Source organism: Nocardioides sp. DN36, from assembly GCF_055380375.1.
In genome coordinates this window covers 1,368,296-1,388,703 of sequence record NZ_AP043823.1, presented here as the reverse complement: position 1 = coordinate 1,388,703, position 20,408 = coordinate 1,368,296, and the positions used below count along the sequence as shown (strand labels likewise).

Here is a 20,408-nt window from a genome sequence, read left to right as displayed (position 1 = left end):
GTTGCACTGGCCGACAAGCACAGGACTCCCCGGCCAGCCGGGGAGTCCTGCAGCAGAGCCCTACCTCAGAACGCCTGCAGCGCAGCGGTACGCCGCGAGGCCTCGGCCATCTCGGCGGCCTTGAGCGCCGAGGAGTCGAGGTCGGCGTGCTGGGCCCACCACTGCTGGCCAGACTCGGGCAGCGTGTGGATCGGGTCGTAGTACTCGTAGGTGCGCTCGAGCGCGGAGGGGTCGGCCGCCTCGATGGAGGTGCGGTAGTTCTTCGTCCAGTAGGAGATGCCGCGCTCGGTGTCGTAGTCGGCGAGCTGGTGCACCCAGCGCTTCCCGACGAACGGCACGTCGCAGACGATCCGCGGGGTCGCGAAGCCGGGGAGGTAGCCCATGATGTGGTGCTGCAGCCGCTGTGCGTCGGCGACCGAGACCCGCCAGTGCTCCGAGAACGGGATCAGGTCACACATGTAGAAGTAGTAGGGCATGATCTGCGCGCCGTCGAGGAGCCGGAAGCACAGGTCGAGCAGCGCGTGCGGGTCGGCGTTCACGCCGTTGAGCAGCACGCCCTGGTTGCGCACGTCGCGGATACCGGTGTCGAGCATCGCCCGGGTCGCCCTGGCCACCATCGGGGTCACCGAGTTGGCGTGGTTGGTGTGGGTGTGGATCGCGATCGACACCCCCCGGTCGCGGGCGATGGTCGCGACCCGCTCCATGCCGCTGCGGACGTCGTCCTGCAGCCAGTGCTGGGGGAGGCCGATCAGCGCCTTGGTGGCGAGCCGGATGTCGCGGATGTTCTCGATCTCGAGCAGCTTGGTGAGGAAGTCCTCGAGCCGCGGCCAGGGCATGTTCGCCACGTCGCCACCGGAGACGACCACGTCGCGCACCGACGGGGTGCGGCGCAGGTAGTCCATCATCTCGCCGAGCCGGTCGTTGGGCTTGCCCGCGAACTTCAGCTTGTCGATGACCGGAGTGGAGTTGCCGACCAGGTCCATCCGGGTGCAGTGGCCGCAGTACTGCGGGCAGGTCGGCAGCAGCTCGGCCAGCACCTTGGTGGGGTACCGGTGGGTCAGGCCCTCGGCCACCCACATGTCGTGCTCGTGCAGCGAGTCGCGGGTGGCGTGCGGGTGCGAGGACCAGTCGGTACGACGGTCGCTGAACACCGGGATCATGTAGTGCCGGATCGGGTCGGCGTAGAACGCCTCGGTGAGCGAGCCCGGGCCGGCCGGCACGTCGTGCGGGACCATCGTGTTCATCATCTGCGGCGGCACCAGCATCGACATGGTGGCCCGCTCGGCCTGGTCGCGCTCGAGGTCGGCGTAGAACCGCTCGTCGACGAGATCACCGAGCAGCTCGCGCAGCTGGCGGACGTTCTTGACGCAGTGGGCGCGCTGCCACTGCACCGACTCCCACTCCGCAGGCGTGACGTCCTTCCATCCCGGGAAGCGCGTCCAGTCGGGCTCGACCAGCTCGACCCGCTGGTAGGGGTAGGGCTGACCGGTCTCCAGACCGATGCTGGTCTCGATGCTCATGAGGGGCTCCTCCGATGAGGGGGTACGTCGTGTGGTGCGGCGTGTCAGGGCGGGCGTGTTTGTGTGAGCCACGCCTCCTCTGCCAGAGTACGAGGAGAATGTACGGCGCGTCCAATGCCGCGCCGCAAGACTTCCTGCCAAAGACCCCGAACGACGGAGGACTCACGGTCATGACCGCGCAACTCAGCGATCCCACCGGCCTGCACCGGGTCCTGGACGAGACGGTGGTGCTGCCGCAGGCCGCGCAGCGCCTCGACACCCGCCGCCAGCTGTGGCCCGACGAGGTGCGGATCCGGGTGGAGAAGCTCAACCTCGACGCGGCGTCGTACCGCCAGCTCGAGCGCAAGCACGCCGGCGACGGGGGAGCGATCCGCGCGGAGGTCCTCGACATCGTCGGCGCGCGCGGCAAGATGCAGAACCCCGAGACCGGCTCGGGCGGGATGCTCGTCGGCACCGTCGAGGAGGTCGGGCCCCAGTCGCCGCTCGGCCTGGCGGTCGGCGACCGGGTGGCCACCCTGGTCTCGCTGACGCTCACCCCGCTGGTCATCGAGGACGGGCTGCGCGGCTGGGACGGCCTGGGTGAGCAGGTGCCCTGCGACGGGTACGCCGTGCTCTTCGGCCGCTCGATCGCCGCGGTCATCCCCGACGACCTGCCCGCCGACCTCTCGCTGTCGGTGATGGACGTCTGCGGCGCGCCCGCGCTCACGGCCCGCGTCGTGCAGGGGTACGACGCCCCGACCGTCGCCGTGATCGGCGGGGGAGGGAAGTCCGGCTCGCTGAGCCTGGCCGCGGCCCGTCACGCCGGGGCCGCCCGCACCATCGGAGTCGTCCCCCACGAGCGCGAGGCGGCGCAGCTGCGAGACGCCGGCCTCGCCGACGAGGTCGTCGTCGCGGACGCGCGCAACCCGATCGGCCTCCGCGACGCGGTCACCGCCGCGGGCGGCCCGGCCGACGTCACCGTCGTCTGCGTGGACGTGCCCGGTTGCGAGGGTGGCGCGATCCTCGCCACGGCCGACCGCGGGACCGTCGTCTTCTTCTCGATGGCCACCTCGTTCTCGGCCGCCGCGCTCGGAGCCGAGGGGCTGGCCGCCGACGTCACCATGCTGGTCGGCACCGGCTACACGCCCGGCCACGCGGCGTACGCCCTCGAGCTGCTCCGCGACAGCGCCGGGGTCCGTCGCCTGTTCGAGGCGCGCCTCGCCCACGAGGCACCGGCGTGACCCGGACCCTGTTCCGCAACGGGGTGGTCCAGGGCGGCCGCCCCGGCCGGCGCGCCACCGCGCTGGCGGTCGAGGACGGCAGGGTCGTCTTCACCGGCGACGAGGACCGGGCCGAAGCCTGGGACGGCGCCGACGAGGTCGTCGACCTCGACGGCGCCCTGCTGACCCCGGCGTTCACCGACTCCCACGTCCACACCGTCCGCACCGGCTTCGCCCTGACCGGGCTCGACCTCGCGGGCAGCGCCAGCCTGGCCTCCGCCCTCGACGCGCTGGCGGCACACGCCGACCGGGCGCCGGAGGCGGGTGCGCTGGTGGGACAGGGCTGGGACGAGACCGACTGGCCCGAGGGCCGGCCGCCGACGGGGGAGGAGCTCGAGCGTGCCGCCCCCGGTCGGCGCAGCTACCTCACCCGCGTCGACGGCCACTCCTCGGTCGTCTCCCCGGCCCTGGCCGGTCTGGTCCCCGGCCTCGACCAGCTCGACGGGTGGACTCCCGACGGCCGGGTCGAGCGCGACGCCCACCACGCCGTCCGCGCCACGCTGGAGAGCCTGATCGCCCCCGAGGACCGGCTCGAGGCCGCCCGGGCCGCCTGCCGGGCGATGGCCGCCCGCGGCATCGTCGGCTTCCACGAGAACGCCGCCCCGCACATCGGCCCGGAGCACGAGATCGAGACGGTCCGGCAGGCCGCCGCCGAGGTCGGGCTCCGCGCCACCGTCTACTGGGGCGAGCTCCTGGCCGTCGACACCGCACGCCGGCTCGGTGTCGCGGGCCTCGCCGGCGACCTGATCTCCGACGGAGCGTTCGGCTCGCGCACGGCCGCCCTGAGCGAGCCGTACGCCGACCGGTCCGACACCTGCGGCCACGCCTACGTCACCGCCGAGCAGGTCCGCGACCACGTCGTGGCCTGCACCGAGGCCGGCATCCAGGCCGGCTTCCACTGCATCGGCGACGCAGCGCTCGAGGAGATCCGCGCCGGCTTCGAGGCGGCGGAGGCGAAGCTCGGCGCGGCGCGGATCCAGCGCGCCCGGCACCGTCTGGAGCACGTCGAGATGCCGTCGCCCGCCATGGTGGCCACCATGGCGCGGCTCGGGATCGTCGCCAGCGTGCAGCCGATGTTCGACGCCCTGTGGGGCGGGCCGGAGGGCATGTACGCCGCCCGCCTCGGCGACCGCTGGCGCGCGACCAACCCGTTCCTGGACCTGGAGACGGCCCCGGTCCGGCTCGCGTTCGGCTCGGACAGCCCGGTCACCACGCTCGGGCCGTGGGCGGCGGTCCGTGCCGCGGCGTACCACCACCACGACGGGCAGCGGCTGCCCGTCGCTCTCGCCTTCCGGGCCCACACCCGCGGCGGGGCGTTCGCGGCGCACGACGACGACGGCGGGTCGCTGCACCTCGGCGCCCGCGCCGACCTGGCCGTGTGGGACGTCCCCGGTGGTCTCACCGGCGACGACCTCCCCGACCTCACCCCCGGCACCGAGCTCCCGCGCCTGCTGCGCACGGTCTCGGCCGGCCGGACCATCCACACCAGCGACGAGCAGGACGCGGCATGAGCAAACTCGACCTCGACCCCACCACCGTCAAGCACGCCCGGTCCTTGGCCCGCAAGGCCGGCCGACCGATCGTGACCATGGCGAAGAAGCACACGACCGTCGCCGTCGAGCGTGCGACCCTGCGCCTGGCCGGCCTGGAGGGCGCCGACCCCGACGGCACGCCGTGGGTCAACCGGCTGCTGGACGTGGTCCGCGCCGACGTCGGCCTCGAGCACGGCGTGGCGCTGCCGGTCTGGGACGCGCTGCTCCGGGGGGAGGCCGACGACCTGGCCACCCTGGCCCAGAAGGCCTCCGCCGGTTCGGTCACCTTCCGGCTCCCCGAGGGCAAGGACGCCACCCGCGCCCGCACCGCCTCCCGGCGGCAGGTCGGCACCGGCATCAAGCGGATGGACGCCCGACGCACCGAGCGTGAGCGCCTGATCAAGAAGTACGGCGACGCCCCCCGCAAGCCCTGGATCTACCTGATCGTCGCCACCGGCGACATCTACGAGGACATCCCGCAGGCCCAGCAGGCCGCGCGCGAGGGCGCCGACATCATCGCGGTGATCCGCTCGACCGGGCAGTCCCTGCTCGACTACGTGCCCGAGGGCGCGACGCGTGAGGGCTTCGCCGGCACCTACGCGACGCAGGAGAACTTCCGCCTGATGCGCGCGGCCCTCGACGAGTCGAGCAAGGAGCTCGGCCGCTACGTGCGGCTGACCAACTACGCCTCGGGCCTGTGCATGCCGGAGATCGCCGCGCTCGCCGGCATGGAGCGGCTCGACATGATGCTCAACGACTCGATGTACGGCATCCTCTTCCGCGACATCAACCCGATCCGCACGTTCGTCGACCAGCGCTTCAGCCGCCAGGTCCACGCGCGCGCCGGCATCATCATCAACACCGGCGAGGACAACTACCTCACCACCGCCGACGCGGTCGAGGCCGCGCACACGGTCACCACCAGCCAGCTGCTCAACGAGTACTTCGCCAAGGAGGCCGGTCTCGAGGACTGGCAGCTCGGCCTGGGCCACGCCTTCGAGATCGACCCCGACATCCCCGACTCGTTCCGGATGGAGCTGGCCCACGCGCTGCTGGCCCGGGAGCTGTTCCCGAAGGCGCCGCTGAAGTGGATGCCGCCGACCCGGCACATGACCGGCGACGTCTTCCGCGGCCACCTGCTCGACGGCTTCTTCAACCTCGCCGGGGCCCTCACCGGACAGGGCATCCTGCTGGTCGGGATGATGACCGAGGCGGTCGTGACGCCCTGGCTCTCCGACCGCGACCTCGCCTTGCAGAACGTCCGCTACGTGATGAACGCCGCCGGCAACCTGCACGAGGACTTCCGCCCGGCGCCGGACGGCTTCATCGCCAACCGGGCCCGGCAGGTGCTCGCCGAGACCATCGAGCTGCTCGACGACATCGTGAGCGACTCCGACGCGGCCGGTGACCCGCCGCTGCTGGCGGCGATCGCCGACGGCACGTTCGGCCTGATGAAGCGACCCGCCGACGGCGGTCGCGGCCTCGACGGCGTCGCGAAGAAGTCCGGCGCCTACTACAACCCCGCCACCGAGCTGCTGGAGGAGAAGAAGTGAGCTCGAAGACCGAGGGACGCATCGTCCGCCCGTACGGCGACACGACCGGCGACGGGATGGTGCAGCTGAGCTTCACGCTGCCGATCCCACACTCGAAGGTGGCCGAGGGCGCCGCCGCCCAGCTGGCCAACAAGATGGGCATGGACCCCGCGCTGGTCGTGCACGCGAAGCCGATGGGTCCGGACTTCACGTTCTTCGTGGTCTACGGCCGGGTCCACCACCTCGTGGACACCAGCAAGGTGGAGGTCGTGGAGCGCGACTACCCGCTGCTGACCCCCAAGGAGGTCAACGCGGCGGTCAAGCGCTCGCTGCGTCGCCGCCTCACGGTCGTGGGCGCGTGCATCGGCACCGACGCCCACACCGTCGGCATCGACGCGATCCTCAACATCAAGGGGTTCGCGGGGGAGAAGGGGCTGGAGTACTACCGCGAGCTCAAGGTCGTGAACCTCGGCGCCCAGGTGTCCGTGCCCCAGCTGGTCGAGCGGGCCCGCGCCGAGAAGGCCGACGCGGTCCTGGTCTCCCAGGTGGTCACCCAGCGCGACGCCCACCTGCTCAACACCCGCGAGATGTCCGCGGCGTTCCGCGAGTCCTACCCGGCCGACAAGCGGCCGCTGCTGATCGTGGGGGGTCCGCGGTTCGACGAGACGATGGCCGGCGAGCTCGGCGTGGACCGCGTGTTCAGCCGCGGCACGACGCCCGGCGAGGTCGCCTCCTTCCTCGTCCACCGGCTCGCCCCCGCCCCGGAGAGGAAGGCCTCCTGATGACCGCTGAGCCCGGCACCCCGCAGGTCGGCACCACCGTCGTGCACCGCCGCTACGTCCCGTACTCCCACGCCCACTACGCGGGGAACCTCGTGGACGGCGCCTACAGCCTCGGCCTCTTCGGCGACGTGGCCACCGAGATGTGCATCCGCACCGACGGCGACGAGGGCCTGTTCGCGTCGTACTCCAACGTGCAGTTCCGAGCGCCGGTCCGCGCCGGAGACGTCCTCGAGATCACCTGCGAGCTGGTCAGGGTGGGCACCCGGTCGCGGGTGATGGAGTTCGCGGTGCACGTCGTCGCGCGCGGCGCCGCGACACCCGAGCAGCCCGGTGCGGCCGAGGTGCTGGCCGAGCCGGTGCTGGCCACCAGCGCCACCGGCACGGTCGTCGTGCCACCGCGTGCGTGACGCCGCGTCACCAGCCCTCGGCGCGTCGGGAGCGACACGCCGGGCCGGGCGCGTGAAACTTGGCAAAATCCTCGGCCGGCGAACCTGCCGCTGACCTGCACATTCGGCTGTTCGCGCAGGTCAGGAGGGTGTTGACATCCGCCCGGGAGACGATCCAAGGTAGCCCGTCCGCTCGTGCAGATCGTGGCCGGTGGACCGTCGTCCGAGTGGCCGTGGCGGAGGATGGGGTGCCACCCATCCCTTCGACCCGGTTCGCGGAGGACGGTCCGCTCCGCGAGGGCGGATACGGAGGGGATCCAGGCCCCCTAGACAACAGCTCGACCTCGGCAGCCGGTCGATCTCGGGTTGGTCCGAAGGGTCCGGGCCCCCTCCGGAGCTCTGCAAGCGGGACCACCCCGGGCGGCACGGGTACCTTTGCCCCCGTGCTGCTGCGGACGTCCCTCGCGCTGGTGGCGGGCGTCGCCCTGGCCCTGGCCTTCGAACCCGTCGCCCTCCCGGTGCTGGTGCCCGTCGCGGTCGCCGGCTACGTCCTGACCACGCGGGGTCTGCGCCCCGGGCGTGCCTGGCTCCCCGGCCTCGCCTTCGGCGTGGGGTTCTACTTCACGCTGATCTTCTGGATGCGCGCGGTCGGCACCGACGCCTGGATCGCGCTCGCGGCGATCGAGGCCCTCTTCTACGGCGCGCTCGGATCCGTGACGGCCGTCCTCACCCGGCGCCGGGCCTGGCCGCTGTGGTTCTCCGCGGCCTGGGTCTCCATGGAGATGATCCGCAGCTCCTGGCCGTTCAGCGGCATGCCCTGGGGGAGGCTCGCGTTCGCCACCGCTGACACCCCGGTCGCGGACGCCCTGGCGTACGTCGGCAGCACCGGCGTCAGCTTCCTGCTGGCCCTGGTCGGCGCCCTCCTGGCCCAGCTGCTGGTCGCCGCCCCGGGCCGCCGGCTGCGCGCCGCGGTGCTGCTGGGGGTCGCGGTCACGGCGAGCGGGATCCCCGCCCTGCTGCCGTACCACCCCGACATGGACGGCCAGGCCACCGTCGCGGCCGTCCAGGGTGACGTCCCGGGCAACGGCGACGACATCCTCTACGACTTCCGTCAGGTCACCCAGAACCACGTCGACGCAACCGTCGACCTCGCCGACGACGTGGCCGCGGGGCGGGTGCCGCGCCCCGACTTCGTCGTCTGGCCGGAGAACTCCACCGCGGTCGACCCGTTCAGCGACGCGCAGACCGCGGCCGGCATCCGCGCCGCCTCGAGCGCCATCGGCGTGCCGATCCTGGTCGGCGCGATCGTCGACGCCGGCCCCGACCACGTCCTCAACCAGGGCATCGTGTGGAACCCCGGGACCGGTGCCGCCGACCGTTACACCAAGTGGCACCCGGTGCCCTACGGCGAGTACATCCCGTTCCGCCGGTTCTTCAACGGCCAGAACTTCGGCCGGCTCGCGCTCATCCCGCGCGACATGCTCAGCGGCACCCGGCAGCAGCCGCTCAGCATCGCCGGCGTGCCGGTGGCCGACGCCATCTGCTTCGACGTGGCGTACGACGACGGGCTCTACGCCCAGCTGCGGCACGGCGCCCGGCTGGTGACCGTCCAGACCAGCAACGCGACGTTCATCCACACCTCCCAGATCGAGCAGCAGTTCGCGATCAGCCGGCTCCGGGCCATCGAGACCGGGCGCTGGGTGGTGGTGGCGGCCACCAACGGGATCACCGGCATCATCGCCCCCGACGGGAGCGTGGTCGACAGCGCCGGCGTACGCACCCAGGACGTGCTCGTGCAGCAGGTGGGGCTCGGCACCGGCACCACGCCCGCGGTGCGGCTCGGCGCCTGGACCGGACGGGCCTGCCTCGGGGTGACGATCCTGGGCCTGCTGCTGGAGCTCGTCCCGTATCGTCGGAGGCAGGACCGGCAGCGGACCGAGAGCACCCGGCGCCGGGAGGTTCCGGTGTCGGCGACGACCGAGGAACGACGGAAGGGCTGAGGGCCGCGCAGTGAGCATCGAAGGTCTCGGACAGGTCGTGATGGTGATCCCGACCTACAACGAGGCGCCCAACCTGGCGTGGATCGTGGAGCGCCTCCGGCGCGCCCAGCCCGGGGTCGACGTCCTCGTCGTCGACGACGACTCCCCGGACGGCACCGGACGCATCGCCGACGAGATCGCCGCGGCCGATCCGCAGGTGAGCGTCCTGCACCGGACCGCGAAGGGCGGCCTCGGGGCGGCGTACCTGCACGGCTTCGCGCACGCTCTCGCCGCGGGCTACGACGTGGTGGGGGAGATGGACGCGGACGGCTCCCACCAGCCCGAGCAGCTCGACCGCCTGCTCGACGCGCTCGGTGGCGCCGACCTCGTGATCGGGTCGCGCTGGGTCCCGGGCGGGTCGGTGGTCAACTGGCCGCGCCGACGCGAGCTGCTCTCGCGCGGAGGCAACCTCTACGTGCGGCTGCTGCTCGGCATCGGGGTCCGCGACGCCACCGCGGGGTACCGGTTGTTCCGGCGCGCGACGCTGGAGAAGATCGACCTGGCCTCGGTGCAGTCGACCGGCTACGTCTTCCAGACCGATCTGGTGGCCCGCACGCTGGCCCACGGGCTGACGGTCCGCGAGGTGCCGATCGAGTTCGTCGAGCGGGTGCGCGGTGACTCGAAGATGAGCGGCGCGGTCGCGGCCGAGTCGCTCAAGCGGATCACCGCCTGGGGCCTGACGGAGCGGGCGGACCAGGTCCGCCGCGCGGTGCGGAGGCGGCCGTGACCAGGCGTCGGAGCACGTTCACGTGGGTGCTGTTCGTGGCCTTCGTGGTGGTGCCCCTGGTCGAGATCTACGTGCTGATCCAGGTGGGTCAGGTCATCGGGCCGTGGTGGACGATCCTGCTGCTGGTGCTCGACAGCATCATCGGCAGCTGGCTGATCAAGCGGGAGGGCGGCCGCGCCTGGCAGGCGCTGCGCAGCGCCCTGGACAACGGGCGGATGCCCGCGCGCGAGCTCGCGGACGGGGCGTTGATCCTGATCGGCGGGACGCTCATGCTGAGCCCCGGGTTCGTCACCGACGTCTTCGGGATCGTGCTGATCCTGCCGTTCACCCGACCACTGGCCCGACGGTTGCTGACCCAGGTGGTCACCCGCCGGTTGCTGGCCTCGAACGCACGACGCCCCGGACCTGGATCCGGGGGATCCGTGGTCCGGGGCGAGGTCGTGGACGACTGAGCCCGTCGGTTCGAGCCCATCGCCCAGGGCGTCAGGGCCCTAGGCGGACGCCTTGCGCTTCTTGGCGTTGGCCCGGTGCAGGTGCGCGGGACCGATCTCGCCGCCGCGCAGCAGCTCCAGGCGCTCCTTGAGGATGTCCTCGAGCTCCTTCTCGGAGCGACGCTCCAGCAGCATGTCCCAGTGGGTGCGGGCCGGCTTCTCGGCCTTGACCTCGGGCTGGATGCCGGCGACGCTCAGCGCCTCGGCACCGCACCGCGGGCACTCCCACACTGCGGGGATGTCGGCCTCGACCGACATCGTGATCTCGAACTCGTGAGCCTGCGGACAGCGGTAGCCGACCTGCTGACGGGCCGCGAACTCGATGCCGCGCTCGTCCTCGAAACTCTGGCCCCCGAGCCGCGCCCCACGAAGTGTGCGCTCTGCCATGAGCCACCTCCCAAATCTCATTGCCCCCGTTGACATGACCGAGACGGCTCGGGGCTGGAGTCGTGACGTTGCACGACTCGTACCCCGAGGGTTGACGTCTCAATCCGTTCAACGGTAGTGGGCCGGAGAAGATTCCGACAATCGACGGCTATGGGCGCCGTCACACCGTCGCCCGGCGGCGTCAGGCGTTCGTCGGCACCTCGTTGCCCGCCTCGAGGATGCCCCGCCGGACGTCCACCCTCACCAGGAACACCAGGCCCAGGACGAACAGGAGCACCAGCGCGAGCAGCGCCGGCCGGTAGGAGTCGGTCCACTGGTGGACCAGACCGAAGAGCAGCGTGCCGATCCAGCTCGTCCCTCGCTCGCACGCCTGGTAGAGCGAGAAGTACTCCGCCTCCCGTCCTCGGGGGATGAGCTGGCTGTAGAAGGAGCGCGACAGCGCCTGGGTGCCCCCGAGGACGACCCCGATGCAGACGGCCAGGACGAGGAACAGCGCGAGGCTCTCGGCCGGGGTGAAGAACCCCAGCACCACGACGCCGAGCCAGACCACGAGGCCCCCGACGATCGTGCGGTGCGTCCCGACGCGGCCGGCGACCCGTCCGAACACCAGCGCACCGACCACGCCCACGAACTGCACGACGAGGAACGCCAGCAGCACCGTCGACTTCTCGAAGTGCAGCTCCTTCTCGCCATAGACGCTGGCGGCGTAGATCACCGTCTGGATGCCGTCGTTGTAGAAGAGGTAGGCGAGCAGGAAGGTGAGGGTGACCGGGAAGGCGCGCAGGTCCTTGAGGGTCTCCCACAGCTGACCGAAGCTCTGCCGCACCAGGCCACCCGACTCGGGCACCACGCCGGTCGGAGGCCGGTTGCGGACGCCGCGGACCGGGATGATCGTGAACACGGCCCACCACAGGCCGGCGCTGAACAGCGAGATGCGTACGGCGAGCTCCGTGCTGTCGGACATGGCGCTGAGCAGCCCGAAGTTGAGCGCCAGCAGCAGCCCGCCACCGAGGTAGCCGAGCGCCCAGCCGCGCGAGGAGACCTGGTCCCGCTCTCCGGGCTCGGCGATCTGGCACAGGATCGAGTCGTAGACCACCAGGCTCGCGCCCAGGAAGAGGGTGGCGACGACGAGCAACGCCGCACCAAGCAGCCAGTTGGTCCCGGTGACGAAGAACATCAGCATCGCCGCCACCGCGCCGGACCAGGCGTAGCCGCCCATCATCGTGGTCTTGCGCGCGGACCGGTCCGCGGCCGCTCCGACCACCGGGAGGACCAACGCCGAGAGGATCGTCGCGGCGGTCACCAGGTAGAAGACCAGCGAGCCGGGGGAGACCCCCACGCCGAGGACGTGCAGGTTCTCGGTGCACTTCCGGTCGTCGGTGGTCGCGAAGCCGCAGGCCGCCTTCTCCGCCACCGAGGTGAGGTACGGCGAGAACAGGACCGCGGCCGTCGTGGTGACGTAGGCGCTGTTGGCCCAGTCGTACCAGTACCAGGCGCGCTGCTCCTTGGCCCGCGTGAGCGGGGTCAGGTCGGCGAAGCCGGATGAGGCCGTCATGTCCGTTCCCTCCACAGGTCACGCTCGAGGAGCACCGCCTTGAGTATGTCCGTGCGGTCGCTCATCAGGCCGTCGACACCACGGTCGAGGAGCACCCGCATCTCCTCGGGGTCGTCGATCGTCCACACGTGCACGTGCTTGCCGGTGGCGTGCGCGCGACGTACCAGCCCTCGCGTCGCGATCGTGACCCGCCGGCGCCGGTGCGGGACCTGTAGCGCGGCCACCCGGCCCCGGGTGACCAGGTCGGCCAGCCGCCCGCTCGGCAGCGCCCGGAAGGCGACCACCTCCAGGGGATGGGCGCTGGTCGGGACCCGCCCGCGGGTGAGCTCGCGGAACGCGCGCAGCCGGCGCGGGGAGAAGCTCCCGACCAGCACCCGGTCCCACAGGCTGCGCTCGGCGACCACGTCGGCCAGCGCCGCCACCGCGCCGTCGGACTTCAGGTCGATGTTGAAGCGAGCGTCGGGGAACGCGTCGAGCAGCTCGGCGAACGTCGGCACCCGCTCCCGTCCGCCGACGAGCGCCTCGCCGATCTCGGCGTGGGTGAGCGACGCGATCGCGCCCGAGCGGTCGCTGACCCGGTCGAGGACCTGGTCGTGGAAGGCCAGCAGCACCCCGTCCCGGGTCACGTGCACATCGGTCTCGAGGTAGTCGAAGCCGAGCTCGACGGCGTGCCGGAACGCCGCCATCGTGTTCTCCAGCCCCTCCAGCTCGGGGTGGTAGGCGCCGCCGCGGTGGGCGAAGGCCAGCACGCCACCGCGGCGCAGGACCTCGTCGAGGTAGGGGCGTCCGGTGCGGGGTCGGGTCACGCCGAGAAGTATCGCGAACGCCGCCACGCCCGAGCCCCGGGGAGTCTGCGTGGATACCCACCGGTCACCGGGGGGAGAGCGGTAGCGTCGTCTCATGGAGACCCTGAGCTGCCCCCGATGTGGCGCCGAGATGGTGACCCGGTCGCTGACCGGGGCCGACGGCGAGGCTGAAGTCAGCAGTTGCCCCGACGGGCACGGCATCTTCCTGGCCCGTGCCGACCTGGGGAGCCTGATCGAGTCCGAGACCGACTGGCACCGCAACGCCAGCCAGCACACCGCGCCGATGCCGCGGATCACCGCGGACATGGTCGCGCCGCCGGCCTCACGCACTCCCGCCCGTGCGTGGGTGGAGACGCTCTTCAGCTGAGCGGCCCGACGGTCGAGCAGCCGCCTCGGTGGTTGAGGAGCGAGCGCCAGCGAGCGTCTCGAAACCACGCCCTTGTCGGTGGTTGAGGAGCGAGCGCCAGCGAGCGTGTCGAAACCACGGCCCGATCGGTGGTTGAGGAGCGAGCGGCAGCGAGCGTGTCGAAACCACGGCCCGATCGGTGGTTGAGGAGCGAGCGGCAGCGAGCGTCTCGAAACCACGCCCTTGTCGGTGGTTGAGGAGCGAGCCCCAGCGAGCGTCTCGAAACCACGGCCCGATCGGTGGTTGAGGAGCGAGCCCCAGCGAGCGTCTCGAAACCACGGCCCGATCGGTGGTTGAGGAGCGAGCCCCAGCGAGCGTCTCGAAACCATCCGACGGGGTCTCGACGCGCTCGCGCGCCCTCGTTCCTCGGTCGCGTCGCTTGCTCGACCTGGCCCGGCCGACGCGACGCGCTCGTGCCTCGCGCGCCGCTGCCGGGCTCAGCTCAGATGTCCCGGAAGGTCTCGATGTTCGCGCCGAGGAGGTTGAGCCGCTCGGCGAGGTCCTCGTAGCCACGGTGGATGACGTACGTCGACCGCAGCACCGAGGTTCCCTTCGACGCCAGCATCGCCAGCAGGATGACGACCGCCGGCCGCAGCGCGGGCGGGCAGACGATCTCGGCGCCGGTGAAGGACGTCGGGCCCTCGATCATGACCCGGTGCGGGTCGAGCAGCTTGACCTGGCCACCGAGCTTGTTGAGGTCGGTGAGGTAGATCGCGCGGTTCTCGTAGACCCAGTCGTGCAAGAGGGTCTGGCCCTGCGCGACCGCCGCGATGACCGCGAAGAACGGCAGGTTGTCGATGTTGAGGCCGGGGAACGGCATCGGGTGGATCTTGTCCAGCGGTGCGTGCAGCTCCGAAGGCCTGGTGGTCAGGTCGACCAGCCGGGTGCAGCCGTTGAGGGCGACGTACTCCTCCGAGCGGTGGTACTGGAAGCCCATCTCCTCCAGCAGCGCCAGCTCGATCTCGAGGAACTCGATCGGCACCCGCTTGATGGTGATCTCGGACTTGGTCACGATCGCGGCCGCGAGCAGCGACATCGCCTCGATCGGGTCCTCGCTGGGGGCGTAGTCGACGTCGACGTCGATGGTCTCGCAGCCGGTCACGGTGAGCGTGGTGGTGCCGATGCCCTCGACCCCGACGCCGAGCTTCTGCAGGAAGAAGCAGAGGTCCTGGACCATGTAGTTCGAGGAGGCGTTGCGGATCACGGTGGTGCCCGGGTGCAGCGCGGCGGCCATGAGGGCGTTCTCGGTGACGGTGTCGCCGCGCTCGGTCAGCACGATCGGGCGGCCCGGCTCGATCGCCCGGTTGACGCTCGCGTGGTAGCTGCCGTCGGTCGCCTTGACCTCCAGGCCGAAGGGACGCAGCGCCGCCATGTGCGGCTCCACGGTGCGGGTGCCGAGGTTGCACCCACCCGCGTAGGGCAGGTCGAAGCTGTCCGTGCGGTGGAGCAGCGGGCCGAGGAACATGATCACCGAGCGGGTACGGCGCGCCGCGGCCTCGTCGATGTTGCCGAGGTCGAGGTCCTTGGGCGGGATGATCTCGAGGTCGTTGTCGGCGTTGAGCCACTTGGTGTGCACGCCGAGGCTGCCGAGCACCTCGAGCAGCCGGTTGACCTCCTCGATGCGGGCCACCTTGCGCAGCGTGGTGCGGCCGCGGTTGAGCAGCGAGGCGCACAGGAGCGCGACGCCGGCGTTCTTGGAGGTCTTGACGTCGATGCTGCCCGACAGCGTGGTCGGGCCGGTCACCCGCAGGTGGGTGGGGCCGGCACCGAGGGCGACGATCTCGGAGTCGAGAGCCGCGCCGATGCGCGCCAGCATCTCCAGGGAGAGGTTCTGGTGACCCTTCTCGATCCGGTTGATCGCACTCTGGCTGGTGGCGAGCAGCTCGGCCAGCTGGTGCTGGGTGAGGCCCCGGTGCTTGCGGGCGTCGCGGATCAGATTGCCGATGCGGCCCTTGTATCCCTCGCTCATGGCATCACCGTAACTCACATGTGAGATATTGCAACAACCGCCATGCCGGCCCGTCAGCCCTCCACGATGCAGCACCTCACGGGTGCTTTGCAAAGATGGAGACCATGCGTGCAACCACAATCCATGCCCCCCGTGACATCCGCGTCTCCGACGTGGAGGACCCGAAGGTCACCGCCCCGACCGACGCCGTCGTCAAGGTGACGGCCGGCTGCATCTGCGGCTCGGACCTGTGGCCGTACCGCGGCGAGAACGACATCGACGCCGGCTCGACGATCGGCCACGAGTGCGTCGGCGTCGTCGAGGAGGTCGGCTCGGCGGTCACCTCGTTCAAGCCCGGCGACTTCGTCATCGTGCCCTTCGACCACTGCGACAACACGTGTGCGCACTGCCGTGCCGGCATGCAGGCGGCCTGCGAGAACCTCGGCTTCACCGCGAGCGGCCAGGCGGAGTACGCCCTGGTCACCCAGGCCGAGGGCAGCATGGTCAAGACCGACGGCATGCCCGACGCCTCCCTGGTGCCGTCGCTGCTCACCCTCTCCGACGTGATGGCGACCGGCTGGCACGCCGCCGTCGCCGCCGGCGTCCGCGAGGGCGGCACCGCCGTGGTCGTCGGCGACGGCGCCGTCGGCCTGTGCGGCGTCCTCGCCGCCGCCACCATGGGCGCCGAGAAGGTCATCGCGATGTCGCGCCACGAGCCCCGGCAGGCCATCGCCCGCAAGTTCGGCGCCACCCACGTGGTGGCCGAGCGCGGCGACGAGGGCGCCGAGATCGTGAAGGAGATCACCGGCGGTGTCGGTGGCGACGCCGTCCTCGAGTGCGTCGGCAACGACGCGGCGATGAAGCAGGCCTTCGCGGTGGCACGTCCGGGGTCCACGGTCGGTTTCGTGGGCGTCCCGCACGGTGTGGAGCTGCCGATCCGCCACATGTTCCAGAAGAACATCGGCCTCGCCGGCGGCATGGCGCCCGTGCGCCAGTACCTCCCCGAGCTGCTCAAGCTGGTCACCGAGGGCCGCATCGAGCCCGGCCTGGTCTTCGACAGGACGCTGCCGCTGGCCGAGGTCGCCGAGGGCTACCGCCTGATGGACGAGCGCGAGGCCATCAAGGTCCTCATCCAGCCCTGACCGGGGCCTGACGTGGTGATCCGAGCGGTCGTCCTCGACATCGGCGGGGTCCTCGAGGTCAACGACGACCGGCTCTTCCCGGAGCCGTTCGAGCAACGGCACGGCCTCGCGCCGGGTTCGGTCGACACGGCTTCGGCGTCCTTCCCCGGCCATCCCGGTCTCGGCGAGATCGGGATGGCCGAGGTCCGGGCGACCTGGCAGCGCGAGCTCCGGCTCTCCGGACCGCAGGTCGACGAGCTGGTCGAGGACTTCTGGCGCTGGTACGTCGGCACGCTCGACCGGCCGATGCGTGACTGGTTCGCAGGGCTGCGCCCACGGCTGCGCACCGGCATCCTCAGCAACTCGGCACCCGAGGCCCGCGAGCGCGAGCGGTGCTGGGGGTTCGAGGACGTCACCGACGACATCGTCTACTCCCACGAGGTGCGCCTGCTCAAGCCCGACCCCCGCGTCTTCGACCTGACCGCGACCCGCCTGGGTGTGGGCCCGACGGAGATCGTCTTCGTCGACGACCAGCCCGGGCACGTCGAGGCGGCCCGGGCGGCGGGCTGGCACGCCGTCGTGCACGTGGAGACCTCCCGGACGATCTCCGAGGTCGAGCGGATCATCGCCGAGCAGGGGCCTGACCGATCGCTCGCCGACGGGTCCGCCAGGGAGTAGGTTGCGTCGCGGCACCGCACGCGGCGCCGCCACGACAAGGAGGGCGTCATCAGCAGTGCACTGACCCTGGGACCGCTCGTGCGGTACGTCGACGACACCTCGGCGACCGTGTGGGTGGAGACCGCCCACGCGGGTGTCGTCACCGTCACGGCGGGGGAGCGCAGCGCCTCCGCGCACACGTTCGGCGCGCACGGTCACCACTACGCCCTCGTCGAGGTCACCGGGCTCACCCCGGGCACGCACACGGCGTACACCGTCGACGTGGGGGAGGAGCGGGTCTGGCCGCCCACCGAGGGCGGGGCCGCCGAGCTCCCGCCGTCGGTGATCGCCACGCTGCAGCCCGGCAAGCCGCTGCGGATGGCGTTCGGCTCGTGCCGCGTCAGCGTGCCGCACGACGAGCAGGGCAACAAGTCGTTCGGCATCGACGCGCTGCGCAGCTACGCGCTGCGGATGGCCGGCGTCACCGAGAGCACCGCCGACGACGACGAGCGCTGGCCCGACCTGGTGCTCTTCCTGGGCGACCAGGTCTACGCCGACGAGACCAGCGAGGCGATGCAGGAGTTCATCGCCGCCCGGCGCGACATCGACGAACCGCCGGGGGAGGAGCTCAAGGACTTCGAGGAGTACGCGCACCTCTACAAGCTCGCGTGGGGCGAGCCGGCCAACCGCTGGCTGCTCTCGACGCTGCCCAGCGCGATGATCTTCGACGACCACGACATCCGCGACGACTGGAACACCAGCTGGTCGTGGAAGCACAAGATGGAGGCCACCTCGTGGTGGCACGAGCGCATCGTCGGCGGGCTGGCGTCGTACTGGGTCTACCAGCACCTCGGGAACCTCGGCCCGCAGGCCCGTGCCGAGGACGCACTGTGGCAACGGATCACGACGTACGACGGTGACGGTGAGCTGGACGTCACCGAGGCGCTCGACGAGCTGGCGGACCGCGCCGACCAGCAGCCGGAGAGCTATCGCTGGAGCTTCGCGCGGGACTTCGACACGCAGGCCCGCCTGATCGTCGTCGACTCGCGTGCCGCCCGGGTGCTGAAGCCCGACGCACGCTCCATCCTCGACGAGGACGAGATGTCCTGGCTGGACGACCAGATGCGGGGCGGCTTCGACCACGTGCTGATCGGGACGTCGCTGCCGTTCCTGATGGCTCCCGGGCTGCACCACGCCGAGGCGTTCAGCGAGGCGATCGCCCAGGGCGCCTGGGGGAAGACCGTGGCCCGGTTCGGCGAGGTGATGAGGCAGGCGGCCGACCTGGAGCACTGGGCGGCGTTCGAGAGGGGCTTCCGGCAGGTCGCCGAGCTGACCCTCGACGTGGCCGCCGGGAACCGGGGGAGAGCTCCGTCGACGATCACGTACCTCTCGGGCGACGTCCACCACAGCTACGTCGCCGAGGCCGGCCCGGACCCGCACGAGCGGCGCCAGGTGGCGAGTCGGATCCTGCAGGCGGTCTGCTCACCCATCCGCAACCCGCTGCCGAAGGTCATGCACGTGGTGACGGCCGGCGCGGCACGACGCTCGCTGGGTGTCGTGGGCCGCGGTCTCTCACGCGCGGGCCGGGTGCCGCGGCCGCCGCTGACCTGGGAGGTCACGCACGGCCCGTGGTACGACAACAACCTCGCGATCCTCGAGCTGCGCCCTGCCGGGATCCGGATGTGGTGGACGGCCGGCGAGGTCGTCGACCGTCAGGACCGGCCGGTGCTGCGTCGCGTGGCGACGGTGGACGTCGACGCCTGAGGAATCGGCGCTGCGGTGTTCAGTGGCGCCGGTCAGTGGCGCCGGTCAGTGGCGCCGGTCAGTGGCGTCGCGCCGTGACCAGCGCCGGCATGGGCTCGCAGTCGCAGCTGTCTCCGCACGCCAGGTAGGTGTGGAGCGCGTGTCCGCACTGCGTGCACGGCATGTCGTGCGACAAGTGCGCGGTGTTGCTGTGGTGCTCGGCGGTGTCCCACATGGTCTGCACCTCCTCTCACCTGTGGTCGTTCCCCCCACGACGGCCGGCGAACCAGGGCTTCCCCCATCCTGGGGACAACCCCCGGGGTGGCGCCGGTCACCCGGCCGTCACGATGGAAGGTACGGACGGCGCGGGGGCGCACTTGACCGAATGCGGTACATATGCCGCACCTGGGGGAACGCGCATGACCCGTTCGGGCCATTCGATCCCGGCCCGCGTAGGCCAGCCTGATCAGGCGAGTTGGCTGGGGGAGTCACTTCGACCGCCGGTCGTCCCGCGCGTCGCGTGGACCCAGTCGGTGGCCGGTGGCAGCCTCCACAGGGTGATCGAGTTCGTCGACGAGGACCTCAGCGGCGCCCGGTTCCGCCACGTCCGGCTGGCGGGCGCCGACTTCCGGGTCGTCGACCTCAGGGACGCCCGGTTCCGGATGGTCGACCTGCGCGGCGTCGTGATCCGCGACGCCGAGCTGGTCGACGTCGACATCACGGGGGACATCGAGAACCTGCGCATCAACGGCGTCGACGTGGCACCCCTGGTGGAGGCCGAGCTCGACCGCAGGGACCCGGACCGCGTCAAGATGCGCCCGTCGGACGCCGACGGCTTCCGCGAGGCCTGGCGTGTCCTGGAGCCGCTGTGGGAGCAGACCGTGGCACGGGCCCGCGGGCTCGATCCCGAGCTGCTCCACGAGAGTGTCGACGACGAGTGGTCCTTCATCGAGACGCTGCGCCACCTGGTCTTCGCCACGGACGCCTGGGTGAACCGGGCGCTGCTCGGCGACCCGTCGCCGTGGCACCCGCTGGACCTGCCGCACGACGAGATGGTCGACAGCCCTCCGGTGCCACGTGACCGCGACGCCCGTCCGTCCCTCGACGAGGTGCTCGCGCTGCGCGCCGACCGGATGTCCACGGTGCGCCGCGTCCTGGACGAGCTCACCGACGACCAGCTGGCCGGAGCGACCGAGCCGGTCCCGGCGCCGGGCTATCCCGAACCGGAGTCGTACGCCGTGCGTCGTTGCCTGGGAGCGATCATCAACGAGGAGTGGCTGCACCGTCAGTACGCCGAGCGGGACCTCGACGTCCTGGAGGCCCGGAAGCCCTGACAAGCATCCATGAGGCGTGCAGTGGGCGGCGGGGGAGCACCTCGCGGGCCGGAGCCTCGAACATGCTCCACGCGTTGAGCAGGTCGAGTCCCTGCGCGCCTTCTCAGACGCCACCGGCGAGCCGTCGCCGTGGATCACCCGCGTCTGGTCCGGAACCGCGCGGATCGCGGCTCCGCGCGCCCA

General features: G+C 71.5%; 18 protein-coding genes. 13 read left to right on the top strand and 5 right to left on the bottom strand.

The window, feature by feature from the left end; all coding sequences use genetic code 11:
• Window positions 1-65: 65 nt before the first annotated feature.
• Entirely contained in the window at window positions 66-1,520 is a 1,455-nt protein-coding gene (locus ACZ43H_RS07635) for a KamA family radical SAM protein (RefSeq protein ID WP_464589063.1), read from the bottom strand.
• Window positions 1,521-1,690: 170 nt separating this feature from the next.
• Between ACZ43H_RS07635 and kdd the strand changes: the two genes are divergently transcribed.
• The 8 genes from kdd to ACZ43H_RS07595 all read left to right on the top strand — a co-directional run bounded on the left by kdd (window position 1,691) and on the right by ACZ43H_RS07595 (window position 10,229).
• Complete coding sequence (gene kdd, locus ACZ43H_RS07630) at window positions 1,691-2,740, top strand: L-erythro-3,5-diaminohexanoate dehydrogenase (RefSeq protein WP_464589061.1); 1,050 nt, start codon at window positions 1,691-1,693, stop codon at window positions 2,738-2,740.
• The gene (locus ACZ43H_RS07625; RefSeq protein ID WP_464589059.1) at window positions 2,737-4,290 is read left to right on the top strand and encodes an amidohydrolase; all 1,554 of its coding nucleotides are present in this window, start codon (window positions 2,737-2,739) and stop codon (window positions 4,288-4,290) included. Before kdd ends, ACZ43H_RS07625 begins: the two co-directional genes overlap by 4 nt.
• Complete coding sequence (gene kamD / locus ACZ43H_RS07620) at window positions 4,287-5,864, top strand: lysine 5,6-aminomutase subunit alpha (RefSeq protein ID WP_464589057.1); 1,578 nt, start codon at window positions 4,287-4,289, stop codon at window positions 5,862-5,864. The genes ACZ43H_RS07625 and kamD overlap by 4 nt, the downstream gene beginning before the upstream one ends.
• The gene (gene kamE / locus ACZ43H_RS07615) at window positions 5,861-6,625 is read left to right on the top strand and encodes a lysine 5,6-aminomutase subunit beta (RefSeq protein ID WP_464589055.1); all 765 of its coding nucleotides are present in this window, start codon (window positions 5,861-5,863) and stop codon (window positions 6,623-6,625) included. The genes kamD and kamE overlap by 4 nt, the downstream gene beginning before the upstream one ends.
• Window positions 6,625-7,032 carry a 3-aminobutyryl-CoA ammonia lyase gene (gene kal / locus ACZ43H_RS07610; protein WP_464589054.1) on the top strand — a complete coding sequence of 136 codons (408 nt, stop codon included), beginning with the start codon at window positions 6,625-6,627 and terminating at the stop codon, window positions 7,030-7,032. Before kamE ends, kal begins: the two co-directional genes overlap by 1 nt.
• Before the next feature lie 422 nt (window positions 7,033-7,454).
• On the top strand, window positions 7,455-9,011 hold the full coding sequence (lnt, locus tag ACZ43H_RS07605) for an apolipoprotein N-acyltransferase (RefSeq protein WP_464589052.1): 1,557 nt from the start codon (window positions 7,455-7,457) through the stop codon (window positions 9,009-9,011).
• 40 nt (window positions 9,012-9,051) lie between these two features.
• Window positions 9,052-9,777: a polyprenol monophosphomannose synthase gene (locus ACZ43H_RS07600; protein WP_464590761.1), complete on the top strand. Its 726-nt coding sequence runs from the start codon at window positions 9,052-9,054 to the stop codon at window positions 9,775-9,777.
• The gene (locus tag ACZ43H_RS07595; RefSeq protein WP_464589050.1) at window positions 9,774-10,229 is read left to right on the top strand and encodes an FxsA family protein; all 456 of its coding nucleotides are present in this window, start codon (window positions 9,774-9,776) and stop codon (window positions 10,227-10,229) included. Before ACZ43H_RS07600 ends, ACZ43H_RS07595 begins: the two co-directional genes overlap by 4 nt.
• A gap of 39 nt (window positions 10,230-10,268) precedes the next feature.
• On the opposite strand, the gene ACZ43H_RS07590 is transcribed toward ACZ43H_RS07595, so the two are convergent.
• From ACZ43H_RS07590 to ACZ43H_RS07580, 3 genes are all read right to left on the bottom strand, one after another.
• Window positions 10,269-10,655, bottom strand: coding sequence for an RNA polymerase-binding protein RbpA (locus tag ACZ43H_RS07590; RefSeq protein ID WP_464589048.1), 387 nt, complete (start codon window positions 10,653-10,655; stop codon window positions 10,269-10,271).
• 181 nt (window positions 10,656-10,836) lie between these two features.
• Window positions 10,837-12,210: an MFS transporter gene (locus ACZ43H_RS07585; protein ID WP_464589047.1), complete on the bottom strand. Its 1,374-nt coding sequence runs from the start codon at window positions 12,208-12,210 to the stop codon at window positions 10,837-10,839.
• Window positions 12,207-13,016: a glycerophosphodiester phosphodiesterase gene (locus ACZ43H_RS07580; RefSeq protein ID WP_464589045.1), complete on the bottom strand. Its 810-nt coding sequence runs from the start codon at window positions 13,014-13,016 to the stop codon at window positions 12,207-12,209. The genes ACZ43H_RS07585 and ACZ43H_RS07580 overlap by 4 nt, the downstream gene beginning before the upstream one ends.
• Before the next feature lie 94 nt (window positions 13,017-13,110).
• On the opposite strand from ACZ43H_RS07580, the gene ACZ43H_RS07575 reads away from it, so the two are divergent.
• Window positions 13,111-13,383, top strand: a complete 273-nt coding sequence (locus tag ACZ43H_RS07575) for a zf-TFIIB domain-containing protein (protein ID WP_464589043.1) — start codon at window positions 13,111-13,113, stop codon at window positions 13,381-13,383.
• Between the two features lie 481 nt (window positions 13,384-13,864).
• On the opposite strand, the gene ACZ43H_RS07570 is transcribed toward ACZ43H_RS07575, so the two are convergent.
• Entirely contained in the window at window positions 13,865-15,391 is a 1,527-nt protein-coding gene (locus ACZ43H_RS07570; protein WP_464589042.1) for a helix-turn-helix domain-containing protein, read from the bottom strand.
• Between the two features lie 104 nt (window positions 15,392-15,495).
• Here ACZ43H_RS07570 and ACZ43H_RS07565 point away from each other — a divergent pair, with 104 nt between their 5' ends.
• The 4 genes from ACZ43H_RS07565 (at window position 15,496) to ACZ43H_RS07550 (ending at window position 20,225) form a co-directional block, all read left to right on the top strand.
• Window positions 15,496-16,512: a zinc-dependent alcohol dehydrogenase family protein gene (locus ACZ43H_RS07565; RefSeq protein WP_464589040.1), complete on the top strand. Its 1,017-nt coding sequence runs from the start codon at window positions 15,496-15,498 to the stop codon at window positions 16,510-16,512.
• 12 nt (window positions 16,513-16,524) lie between these two features.
• Window positions 16,525-17,169: an HAD-IA family hydrolase gene (locus tag ACZ43H_RS07560; RefSeq protein ID WP_464589038.1), complete on the top strand. Its 645-nt coding sequence runs from the start codon at window positions 16,525-16,527 to the stop codon at window positions 17,167-17,169.
• 78 nt (window positions 17,170-17,247) lie between these two features.
• Window positions 17,248-18,912, top strand: a complete 1,665-nt coding sequence (locus ACZ43H_RS07555) for an alkaline phosphatase D family protein (protein WP_464589036.1) — start codon at window positions 17,248-17,250, stop codon at window positions 18,910-18,912.
• A gap of 536 nt (window positions 18,913-19,448) precedes the next feature.
• Entirely contained in the window at window positions 19,449-20,225 is a 777-nt protein-coding gene (locus ACZ43H_RS07550) for a DinB family protein (RefSeq protein WP_464589034.1), read from the top strand.
• The last annotated feature ends 183 nt before the right edge of the window (window positions 20,226-20,408 follow it).

What these genes read in the sequence shown, in the direction of transcription:
- ACZ43H_RS07575 (WP_464589043.1), top strand. Translation starts at nt 13,111, where the DNA reads ATGGAGACCCTGAGCTGCCCCCGATGTGGCGCCGAGATGGTGACCCGG.
- ACZ43H_RS07570 (WP_464589042.1), bottom strand. Translation starts at nt 15,391, where the DNA reads ATGAGCGAGGGATACAAGGGCCGCATCGGCAATCTGATCCGCGACGCC.
- ACZ43H_RS07635 (WP_464589063.1), bottom strand. Translation starts at nt 1,520, where the DNA reads ATGAGCATCGAGACCAGCATCGGTCTGGAGACCGGTCAGCCCTACCCC.
- ACZ43H_RS07600 (WP_464590761.1), top strand. Translation starts at nt 9,052, where the DNA reads ATGGTGATCCCGACCTACAACGAGGCGCCCAACCTGGCGTGGATCGTG.
- kdd (WP_464589061.1), top strand. Translation starts at nt 1,691, where the DNA reads ATGACCGCGCAACTCAGCGATCCCACCGGCCTGCACCGGGTCCTGGAC.
- ACZ43H_RS07585 (WP_464589047.1), bottom strand. Translation starts at nt 12,210, where the DNA reads ATGACGGCCTCATCCGGCTTCGCCGACCTGACCCCGCTCACGCGGGCC.
- kal (WP_464589054.1), top strand. Translation starts at nt 6,625, where the DNA reads ATGACCGCTGAGCCCGGCACCCCGCAGGTCGGCACCACCGTCGTGCAC.
- ACZ43H_RS07565 (WP_464589040.1), top strand. Translation starts at nt 15,496, where the DNA reads ATGCGTGCAACCACAATCCATGCCCCCCGTGACATCCGCGTCTCCGAC.
- kamD (WP_464589057.1), top strand. Translation starts at nt 4,287, where the DNA reads ATGAGCAAACTCGACCTCGACCCCACCACCGTCAAGCACGCCCGGTCC.
- ACZ43H_RS07590 (WP_464589048.1), bottom strand. Translation starts at nt 10,655, where the DNA reads ATGGCAGAGCGCACACTTCGTGGGGCGCGGCTCGGGGGCCAGAGTTTC.